Source organism: Anabaena subtropica FACHB-260 (genome assembly GCF_014697105.1).
Classification (GTDB): domain Bacteria; phylum Cyanobacteriota; class Cyanobacteriia; order Cyanobacteriales; family Nostocaceae; genus Trichormus; species Trichormus subtropicus.
Map to the genome: position 1 here is coordinate 149963 of NZ_JACJRF010000008.1, position 9362 is coordinate 159324.

Consider the following 9362-nt stretch of genomic DNA (forward strand, 5'->3'; position numbering starts at 1 on the left):
TGAGTCTTGAAACCCTTGTAATTCTGTACGTATTCACAAAACTGTGATTTTGAGTGAGTCTTGAAACTCTTGTGGGATAAGAGGCGTTGCTAATTCACATCAGGCGTAAATTACAATCCCCATAAATAAACTTAGGAGGTTGTATTTTTTTTCTTCGCTCAGGGGCAGGAGCTAGGAGAGCTTGACTAATGACAGCCTCAACGAAAAATTTATGATACAAGTATCAGATCCAAGAAAAATATTAATAAGCCTTAATAGTAATTCTATTAAGGACTAATAGTTAAGAGTATAAATTTCTCACAATTATGGCTATTCGTTAAAAATCATCAAGATATTGACTTAAACGACTAATAACGGGGTCAACCTCTTCAGGTGGTTCAACAACATAAGTAGGAGTAGGGTTGACTACTTCTACTGCTGACGCTGGCGCTGATGGGGGCGCAGAGTATACCACAGGTCGCTCTGTCACCATAATTGCGAGATGCGCCAGTTGTTGCGTCAATTGCAAAATCTGGCGCTCCAATGCTTCCAAGCGATTAGATTCCTTGGCAAAAAAACGTTCCTCAAGGTCAGACACTTGACGTTGCAGTTCACCGATTTTTTGTTCAACCGACTCTGTTGCAGCTGTTCTAAGAGCAGGTTTGACAGATTCCGGTACGCATAAAGCTTGCCATAAAGCTTCTTTACAGAGATCGCTGAAAGTCTTATCCGGCTGTTTTTCTAGATAGTTTTCTACAACCGCTAACAAGCTTTCATCAGCAACCTCTGGGTTGAACGTAACCGATTTAACTACTTTTTTTGACCATTGGAACATTCGTTTTAAGCCCTAGCAGCACGATTGGAAGATAATTGGGCCTCTCCATAAATATACTGCCCCAAGGCGTTCGCTTGTCTAGAAGGAGCAGCTAAGTGGGCATTAATCTTGGCTTCTTTGAGTAGACGTTGCACATCTTCCCAGAAGAATTCACCGCCACCACCAGTGATAATCACGTCGGTGACACGTTCTGGCAGCCAAGCCAACACTCGACTGCAAATTTCCCGTGAAAATTGCTCTATCAAGTTAGGCAGAGAGTCATCCAAGTTAGTTGGTTTGCTTGCGCCTTTCGGACGATAATAGCGTTCGCCTTTGGGTTTGTTGACAGCAGAAATTAATGCTAAAGACTGACTATCTGCACCCTCAATTTCAGCAGCTACTAGTTCATAGAACTTATTCATGCCGAAATCTTCACTCTTAGAAGCACCTCGTGCAAAGCGGAAGTTATCCACCATCAATAAATCGATGGTCTGATGGCCAATATCGACAATTGCCGTGGAGATTTTTGTAAAATCGGGGCTAGTACCGCCTTTTTTGGGTTGAGCTTCTGACCAGAGGAGACTACCGTAGCCTTCTGGCATTACCCAAACCTTGGTGATATTTAACGATACAGCTTCGCCTCGGAAATTGAGAACATGAGGTCCTGTGACTTGGCTTGTTAGTTGTGCTTTTTCCCGTTCAAATTGCTCTAACGAGAGAAAAGGTAGACCAAGTACTACAGAAATTTCGTCTTTGAGTTTGAAGTAGCCAGCACTTGCCAGTACTTTTATTAGTGCATCCTCTACTTTAGATTGACCGACTCCCAAATTAGCCCCAAAGTCTGCTGCTAATTGACCAACGGCATAGCCTTTGCCTTGATACTCCAACCACAAATCCATTAATGGGTCAGTAGCACGGGCTTCAAAAACGCCGCCGCGTACTTGTTCTATGGACATTTGCTTGACGTTGGCGGGTACGAACACAACGTTATTGGGTTCGCGGCTAACACAGGTTTTTGTGGAAGTTCTGCCTAAGTCAACACTGAGAATGGATTTGCTCGAACCATTGCTTGGTTTGTTAACTGGAGCAGAATTGATTGGGGTAGATGCTGACACTCTGTTTAGAGGGATGGCAGCAGCATTCATTGGGGTAGCGGCGGAAGGTTGGTCTGTCATAAAAATCCTCGTGCTTACTTACCTGTAAAAAGTTATCATGCCCGTTGTACAAACATGGGGGATACCAGAAATTCTTAGTTCCGTCAAGTGTAGCTACAAATACGCCAAATTTTAAAATTTTAGTAAAATTTAGGCGATACCTTTCGGTGGGCTTTGCCAACGCAAATTCAGCATTATTTTGGCATAGTGTAGGCGAATTTTTACCAGATGTAACCCCCAGTTGTAAAGAAAAAAGAACTTTGTTTCAAAATCTGGTGTTTCTACGCTTACGTTTGAGTACCCAGACTACAAATACCAGAACCAAAGTCCCTAGTACAATTTTGGATACAGGGGCAAGGTACTTATCCACAAGTTCATACTGACTACCTAAAAGATATCCTGAGTATGTTAGCAAACCAACCCAAGCGGCGCTACCTAAAGTTGTATAAAACAAAAACGGTAACAAAGGCATATTGCTAATCCCTGCGGGTACGGAAATTAAAGTCCGAACACCCGGAATCAGACGACCAATTAAAACAGCCTTGTTACCTTGAGAATCAAACCAAAACTTGGCTTTGCTGATATCTTTGCTAGATACATTAATCCACTTGCCATATCTATCCGCTAAATCTCGTAAACGCCTTTCACCCAAAAACTTCCCTGGATAATACCAGATAAGTGCGCCAATTGCAGAACCCAAAAGTCCGGCAACAAAAACACCCACGATATTTAGCTTTGAGTCTGGCAGATTTGCTGTATAGCCTGCCAATGGCATGATTAATTCTGAAGGAATTGGCGGAAAAAGATTTTCTACAAACATCAGTAGAGCAATTCCCCAATAGCCAAGGGATTCGATAATATTTTTTATCCAGTCGGATGACATTTTTGAACACTGTGTTGTTTAATTCTATTTTTAACGAAAATTAATAATTCTCTCTTACTGAATAAAATTAAAAAAGCAGAGGGTAAATACTTGTATTAAGTATTACCCCCTGCTCCCCGGTTCCTCTGCTCCGTGGCTTCTTTTAGACGCTTGGAGTCAGTGATTGCACTCTCGATTCAGATTGCCAGTCTAACGGGTTCCATACCCGTTCTTCCAAAGCCATCTGTTCAATTAAACTTGCTAATCTGAGGGCTTTGAGCGCCTGTTCACCACCTACTGAGGGTTGATTACCACCGTGTACGCAGTTGACAAAATGCTCAAGTTCTGCACTCAGTGGTTGAATGTTAGTGGTGTAAACTTTCTCAATCAAGCCATCTTGTCTGTAATGGCGATGGTCAGTCAGTGCGCTAGCAGAGGTTTGGCGATGAATCAAAATTTCATTTTTGAGAAAATCTGCTTCAGTAAAGGAGTTTTTACAGTGGGAAACAATGCGACGGATTTTTCGGTGAGTGACTTTACTAGCGGTTAGAGTTGCCACAATTCCATTGGCAAACCCTAAGGTAGCAGTCACGTAATCCAAATAACCGGAATCTAAAGAGCGAGTCCCACTGGCAGTTAACTTTGTTACTGGTGAAGCAGCCAATTCTAACAGCAAATCAATGTCATGGATCATTAAATCCAGCACCACAGAAACATCATTGGCTCTGTCTGAGTAAGGACTCATGCGGTGAGCTTCTAGTGCGAGAACTTCTTCCGTTTTCAGTACTTTGCTCAGTTCTCGAAAGGCTGGGTTGAAGCGCTCAATATGACCTACTTGGAGGATACATTGAGACTCGGCGGCAGCGTTGACGAGGGATTCCGCTTCTGAAATGCTAGCAGCGATTGGTTTTTCAATTAAAACGTGAATTCCCGCTAACAGACAGTTGATGCCTACAGCATAGTGTAAGCGAGTGGGAACGGCTACGCACACAGCTTCCACATGAGGAAGCAGGTCACAGTAGTCTTCAAAAAAACGCACCTTGTATTTACTGGCGGTTTCTAAGCCTCGTTCGACATTGATATCTGCCACTCCAACTAGTTCAACATCTTTCATTGAACTCAAGACACGGGCATGATGTTGTCCCATGTTACCTACGCCGATTACGCCTATGCGAATCGGTCGTGGCTGATTGCGCTGTGTATATGAATTTGGTTCTGCCACTGACATGCTATTTTGCACTATTGTTCTCTCCTCAACCACCAAATTTAGAGACGCTATGGCCGTTGGCGTTTATACTGAACAGCCAGTTATGATCCGTCTAAAACCATCCAGATGGTAACATAGAGGGCTTGTTTATGAAGAATTTCAAAGTTTGTAATCAGTTCCCGTAATCTAGCTGTCTTTTGTATAGACATTACTAAATTTCTCGGTTTTCTGGGCTTTATCCAAGATAAGCTATGTATTACTATTTACTCATAAATAACCGCCAATACTTAAATAACTATGCTCGAAAGTCTGCTAGGTAATCAAAATAACTAGATGCGGGATTAATAATTTTATTGTTAGTAAAATCACTAATTAATATAAATAATACACGGAGATGAACAAATAAAAAAATATTTATGTGAAATTGCCACAACAGATTTACTCGGATAATTTTTGCATAATAATTGTCTTGAGAATAGCAAGTGGTAAGTAGAGAGTAAGGAGTAGGGGAAATAAATTTTTATGCCATTTTGATGGGCTTTTGCCAGTGGGTGTCTAGTTGTTGCTAGAAGAGTGATTTGGTGATTAACTATCCAAAAATTAGAACTGAAATGAAGGCTGTAATTTTATTATCTGGCGGATTAGACTCTTCCACAATTCTGTACCAAGCCAAAGCGGATGGTTGTGAGTGTTATTCTATTTCCTTTGATTACCAGCAGCGACATCGACGAGAGTTGCAGTCAGCTTTTCTGGTGGCACAAACAGCAGGAATAGTCCAACATCAGGTTGTCAATTTTGACTTACGACTATGGGGTGGTTCAGCATTAACAGACGAAAAGATTGATTTACCCCAAGAACGTTCCTTGGAGGAAATGTCACAAAATATTCCTATTACCTACGTACCAGCACGGAATACAATTTTTTTGAGTTTTGCTTTGGCTTATGCTGAAGCGATCGCTGCACAACGAGTTTACATTGGAGTCAACGCCTTAGATTATTCAGGATATCCTGACTGTCGCCCTGATTATATCGAGGCAATGCAAGAAGTTTTCCGCTTAGGAACCAAACAAGGACGAGAGGGACAACCGATTAACATCGTGGCCCCCTTGATTAATTTGAAAAAAACCGAAATCATCCAACTAGGCAACCAATTAGGCGTTCCCTGGGATCTAACTTGGTCATGTTATGCAGGCGCTGAGGTAGCCTGTGGTGTCTGTGATTCTTGCCGCTTGCGCCTAGCAGCTTTTGCGGAATTAGGCTTAGAAGACCCACTTCCCTATGCTTAGATGGTATGACTTGTGTCTAAGTTGCACTCAAGCGCCGTAGTTGAATCTGATGCAGCCTTGGCCCGTCTACTGAGACTACGGTGAATTCGATATTTTCATAGCAAAACGTTTCACCTTTTATGGGCATTTTCTGCAATTGATAAAGCAAGAAACCAGCCAGGGTTTGATATTGTCTTGTTAAGGGCAGATTGAGATGTAAGACTTCGTTTAGGTCTTCTAAATTCACCTGGGCTTGCACTAAAAAGGTCTCCTGGTCTAGCATCTGAATCAATAAGTCTTCGCTAGTTGAGGGTTCGCCTGCGTTACCAATAATTTCTGCAATCACATCTTGGATTGTCACTAGCCCTACAGTACCGCCAAATTCATCCACCACAATGACCATTGCTGGCTTTTCTTGCTGCATCATTGGCAATAGTTCACTTAAGGGTGTATGTTCTGGGACAAATCGCGCCGGACGCATCCAAGGTTGAATTTGTGTTTCTGGAGATAGCTTACCAACTGCTAAGGGTTTGGCTAAATCTCTAAAATAAACGATACCCCGAATATCATCTAAAGATTCGCCGATGACGGGATAACGAGAGTGTCCAGTTACTGTCATTTGTTCAAGCAGGATTTGGAAAGTGGCATCTTTGGGTAAGGCGATAATTCCATTGCGGGGAATCATCACATCTTGGGCTGTCACTTCCCCAAACTCAAAGATGTTATTTAGCAGTTCTCTCTCTGCCATTTGTAAACCAGTAGATTCCCTCTCTGTAGAGATAATTAACTGTAACTCTTCTGGTGTGACTGGTGGTCGCCAACTTTGACCAGTGTACTCAACGCCAAATAGTCGCAGCAGGTAACTGGTGGATTGGTTGAGAATCCAGATAAAGGGACGAAAAAAACGGACGATCGCTTTTACTGAAGGCCCCAAAAAACGAGCTAGTTGTTCTGGGTACAGCATGGCGACTGATTTAGGACACAGTTCTCCTAAAACGATTTGCAGATAGGCAATTAAGAAAAAGGCAATGGAAATTGATAGAGAATGAGCAACAAAATTATTGACATTTGTTGGTAATGGCCAGGATTTGACCCACCAACGTATAACTACAGCAATCGAACTTTCGCCAATCCAACCCACAGCCAAGCTAGAAAGGGTAATACCTAATTGGGTTGTTGATAACACTCGATCAATGTTGCGTTGTAGTGACTCAACAGCGATCGCCTGAATATCACCAGATTGAACTAGCTGATGAATACGCGATCGCCTGACTGTCATTATGGAAAACTCTGCTGTTACAAAAAAAGCATTGATCACAATCAGCAGCAGCACTGATAACAACCGCAGCCCTACATCTGTCAAGCTCAAATTAGGAAATCCATTCACCGCCAAAGTTATTACAACACTTATAATTGTGGGAATTGGACATTTTTGCCCTAATCTCCCTTCCCATCCCCAGAAATTCTGGAATTTTGAATTGATTTAACCCTACTTATCTACCGGAATATTCAACACCTCTAGCTTCAGTTTTTGATCGGGATAATCTGTAAGCGCGAGAGAGACTTTTTTCACATCATCTAATAAAGCTGTGGGGATGCTGATTGTACCAGTAAATGCTGGCCCATTTGCAGGTAAATCTGCTGGTAAACCCTCTGTACTGGCACTCAGAGTTCTACCTTTATCATCGGTAACATCCAAAAAGCTATACAAAAAGCGCACAGAATCAGCACCTTTGTTCTGCATTTTCACTCTTAGGAGTAAATCACCACCAGAGTAACGAGCTGATTGCACCGCCAACGATACCCCTTGATTTTCAGCGTTAACAGGAAACCCTGGTTGGAGTTTTTCCTGTACTACTTCTTGGGGTTTTACTTCTGGCTTCTGTTTTTTGCCGTTGATATCCTCATCATCTTCATCTAGCTTTTCCGATTTAGCAGCTTTGGCCTTACCTTCGATGCGTGACTTAACAATTTTTAATATTTCTTCTTCTTTTAATAAGGTTACGGCGCTTGGTTGCGAGCTATTTGCTTTACTGCTGGCAAACTTGCCTGTTGTGGGACGAGCATCTGGTGTAGTCACGCCTTTGAGCGCGGAACTTCCCAACTCAAATCCTAAAAACGCACTCACAGAGCCTGCGCCTAACATTAGGAATAACAAAACCAAAGTAAGAAGTACAGTAGAATTTATTCTCATTGCTGACAAGCTATTGCAGAAGAATGCTGGTCTATATTAACTGGCATATGTGAAGAGTGTTGAAGCTGTATACATCAATCCTTGATATGACTTAACTAATCATAGTCTCCACTATTCCATAATTAAATTATGTAGTATAAAAATCTAATAATCTATTTTAGATGGTATACAAGTCTTATACTGTAGGATACAATTGAAACTTGACCAGGGTTGGCCGAGCGGTTGAGGCAGCGAACTCATAATTCGCCCAAGGCAGGTTCAACTCCTGCACCCTGGATTAAAAATTAGTCAAAAGTCAATAGAGGTTTGACTTTTGACTACTGATGATAAAATTTAACGAATTATCGAGACACTGAAGTTTCAAACCGGAATTCTGTCCCCGTCCTCAACTTATTGGCATTCATGCGAGGGGACATAAGCAAAGATGTACCATAAGGGTTAGGTAAATCTGGTGTACGAAGATAGGGGTCATTCATAGACTGTTGGGTGAGGACATCCCGGTAGAGTGTGTTAACTAACTCGGCATCACGGGCAATTTCATTTTCTGGAAAGGAATTGCGGAAACCGGAACCAGAACCCAATAACGAGTCTAGCTGGCGTTTGGGAGTGGTGTTTTCATAAAAGTTGCGATCGTGACGAAAATAAGCTCGTTCAAATACATCATTTGTGCTTTCATAGTTGGGGGCTACTGATTCGGCTGTCGCCACCGTCGGAAAAGCTATAGCTGTAGCTAACAGCACTAATAAACCACTGAGGGGTGGAAATTTTATACCCATCTTTTTTACTCCTCAACTTTTGGGCAAATCTTAACTTATGCTTAATTTTAGAACTCCAAAGAGTTCAACCTTTGGTGTAGCACAACTTTTACTGTTTTGTAATGACGTATTCTACTGAAACCCTTACCCAGTCAGATATTTGGGCAGCTAGTGCCGATGTCACCACCCTGCGCCAAAAACTACTGGATTTATTTTGTCAACTCGCTTATCAGGAGGGTGATTTTGTCCTCTCTTCTGGACAACCGAGTTCTTACTATATAAATGGCAAACAGGTGACCCTGCACCCCCAAGGCGCTTTGGCAATTGGTCGCATTCTTTTATCTCTGATACCATCAGATACCCAAGCGGTAGCTGGTTTAACATTAGGGGCTGATCCAATTGTGACAGCAGTGAGTGTGGTTTCTGCGTATGAAAATTGCCCGATACCAGCTTTGATTATTCGCAAAGAAGCTAAAGGTCATGGAACTAAAGCGTATATTGAAGGCCCCAATTTACCAGAAGGTGCAAAAGTAGTAGTTTTGGAAGACGTGGTTACTACTGGACAATCTGCGATGAAAGCGGTTGATAGACTCAGGGCGGCTGGTTATGTCGTCAATGAAGTAATTTCCCTAATAGATAGACAACAAGGGGGGGCTGAGTTTTACCAATCTGTCGGTTTGAAGTTTGAAGCGGTATTTACGATTGAGAATCTTCAGGAAAGATATCAAGAATTGGGTAGTTAACGACAATACCTTTGCCAAATTACGAGGGTTCAACGCCCGTAGAAACGGGATGAATACGTCCTAAAGAAGTAAGCTTGGCAAAAATCTGGTTTAATAAAATAGGCTCAGGAATTTCTGGAAGCATTTTTAAGATTTCATGGACATATCGAAAACCACGATAATGAGCCTTAAGGTCAATAATGCCAGATTCAGGATTAAGGATGCGGAAATCAGCGAGAAGATGATGAGATAAATTAACCATAAAGAATGCTAGATTAGCAGCATTAGTCACCGCAGTTTGACCGAGGTTCATAAAGTCTTCCAATCCCCAAAATTGCTTGGCATCACGGAAGCTAAACTCGATTTGAAAGCGTAGTTTGTAGTAGTCAATTATTTTCTCAGATGACAAT

The 9362-nt window shown here is 42.0% G+C and carries 10 protein-coding genes and 1 tRNA gene; 3 read left to right on the forward strand and 8 right to left on the reverse strand.

The features are described 5' to 3' along the window. Positions 1 to 316: 316 nt before the first annotated feature. From H6G18_RS07250 to H6G18_RS07265, 4 genes are all read right to left on the reverse strand, one after another. Positions 317 to 814, reverse strand: a complete 498-nt coding sequence (locus H6G18_RS07250; protein WP_190406416.1) for a plasmid segregation centromere-binding protein ParR — start codon at positions 812 to 814, stop codon at positions 317 to 319. Between the two features lie 5 nt (positions 815 to 819). Further along, complete coding sequence (locus H6G18_RS07255) at positions 820 to 1968, reverse strand: ParM/StbA family protein (RefSeq protein WP_190406417.1); 1149 nt, start codon at positions 1966 to 1968, stop codon at positions 820 to 822. Positions 1969 to 2212: 244 nt separating this feature from the next. Next, positions 2213 to 2830 carry a DedA family protein gene (locus H6G18_RS07260; RefSeq protein ID WP_190406418.1) on the reverse strand — a complete coding sequence of 206 codons (618 nt, stop codon included), beginning with the start codon at positions 2828 to 2830 and terminating at the stop codon, positions 2213 to 2215. A 142-nt stretch (positions 2831 to 2972) separates the two neighbouring features. Continuing rightward, complete coding sequence (locus tag H6G18_RS07265) at positions 2973 to 4049, reverse strand: Gfo/Idh/MocA family oxidoreductase (RefSeq protein ID WP_190406419.1); 1077 nt, start codon at positions 4047 to 4049, stop codon at positions 2973 to 2975. Positions 4050 to 4627: 578 nt separating this feature from the next. Between H6G18_RS07265 and queC the strand changes: the two genes are divergently transcribed. Next, positions 4628 to 5302 (forward strand): 7-cyano-7-deazaguanine synthase QueC, encoded by a 675-nt coding sequence (gene queC / locus H6G18_RS07270; RefSeq protein WP_190406420.1) that lies wholly within the window; start codon positions 4628 to 4630, stop codon positions 5300 to 5302. 16 nt (positions 5303 to 5318) lie between these two features. Here the strand turns inward: queC and H6G18_RS07275 are convergent, their stop codons facing one another. Continuing rightward, positions 5319 to 6668 carry a hemolysin family protein gene (locus H6G18_RS07275; protein ID WP_190406421.1) on the reverse strand — a complete coding sequence of 450 codons (1350 nt, stop codon included), beginning with the start codon at positions 6666 to 6668 and terminating at the stop codon, positions 5319 to 5321. Between the two features lie 102 nt (positions 6669 to 6770). Then, complete coding sequence (locus tag H6G18_RS07280) at positions 6771 to 7475, reverse strand: hypothetical protein (protein ID WP_190406422.1); 705 nt, start codon at positions 7473 to 7475, stop codon at positions 6771 to 6773. A gap of 204 nt (positions 7476 to 7679) precedes the next feature. Here H6G18_RS07280 and H6G18_RS07285 point away from each other — a divergent pair. Beyond that, positions 7680 to 7752 (forward strand) — tRNA-Ile (locus H6G18_RS07285). A 64-nt stretch (positions 7753 to 7816) separates the two neighbouring features. Here the strand turns inward: H6G18_RS07285 and H6G18_RS07290 are convergent. After that, positions 7817 to 8251: a hypothetical protein gene (locus tag H6G18_RS07290; protein ID WP_190406423.1), complete on the reverse strand. Its 435-nt coding sequence runs from the start codon at positions 8249 to 8251 to the stop codon at positions 7817 to 7819. 101 nt (positions 8252 to 8352) lie between these two features. Between H6G18_RS07290 and pyrE the strand changes: the two genes are divergently transcribed. Further along, complete coding sequence (gene pyrE / locus H6G18_RS07295) at positions 8353 to 8973, forward strand: orotate phosphoribosyltransferase (RefSeq protein ID WP_190406424.1); 621 nt, start codon at positions 8353 to 8355, stop codon at positions 8971 to 8973. A gap of 19 nt (positions 8974 to 8992) precedes the next feature. Here pyrE and H6G18_RS07300 read toward each other — a convergent pair. Further along, positions 8993 to 9362 (reverse strand): transposase (locus tag H6G18_RS07300; protein WP_190406425.1); only part of this gene is annotated, 370 nt, incomplete at its 5' end.

What these genes read in the sequence shown, in the direction of transcription:
- H6G18_RS07290 (WP_190406423.1), bottom strand. Translation starts at nt 8,251, where the DNA reads ATGGGTATAAAATTTCCACCCCTCAGTGGTTTATTAGTGCTGTTAGCT.
- queC (WP_190406420.1), top strand. Translation starts at nt 4,628, where the DNA reads ATGAAGGCTGTAATTTTATTATCTGGCGGATTAGACTCTTCCACAATT.
- pyrE (WP_190406424.1), top strand. Translation starts at nt 8,353, where the DNA reads ATGACGTATTCTACTGAAACCCTTACCCAGTCAGATATTTGGGCAGCT.
- H6G18_RS07255 (WP_190406417.1), bottom strand. Translation starts at nt 1,968, where the DNA reads ATGACAGACCAACCTTCCGCCGCTACCCCAATGAATGCTGCTGCCATC.
- H6G18_RS07260 (WP_190406418.1), bottom strand. Translation starts at nt 2,830, where the DNA reads ATGTCATCCGACTGGATAAAAAATATTATCGAATCCCTTGGCTATTGG.
- H6G18_RS07280 (WP_190406422.1), bottom strand. Translation starts at nt 7,475, where the DNA reads ATGAGAATAAATTCTACTGTACTTCTTACTTTGGTTTTGTTATTCCTA.
- H6G18_RS07250 (WP_190406416.1), bottom strand. Translation starts at nt 814, where the DNA reads ATGTTCCAATGGTCAAAAAAAGTAGTTAAATCGGTTACGTTCAACCCA.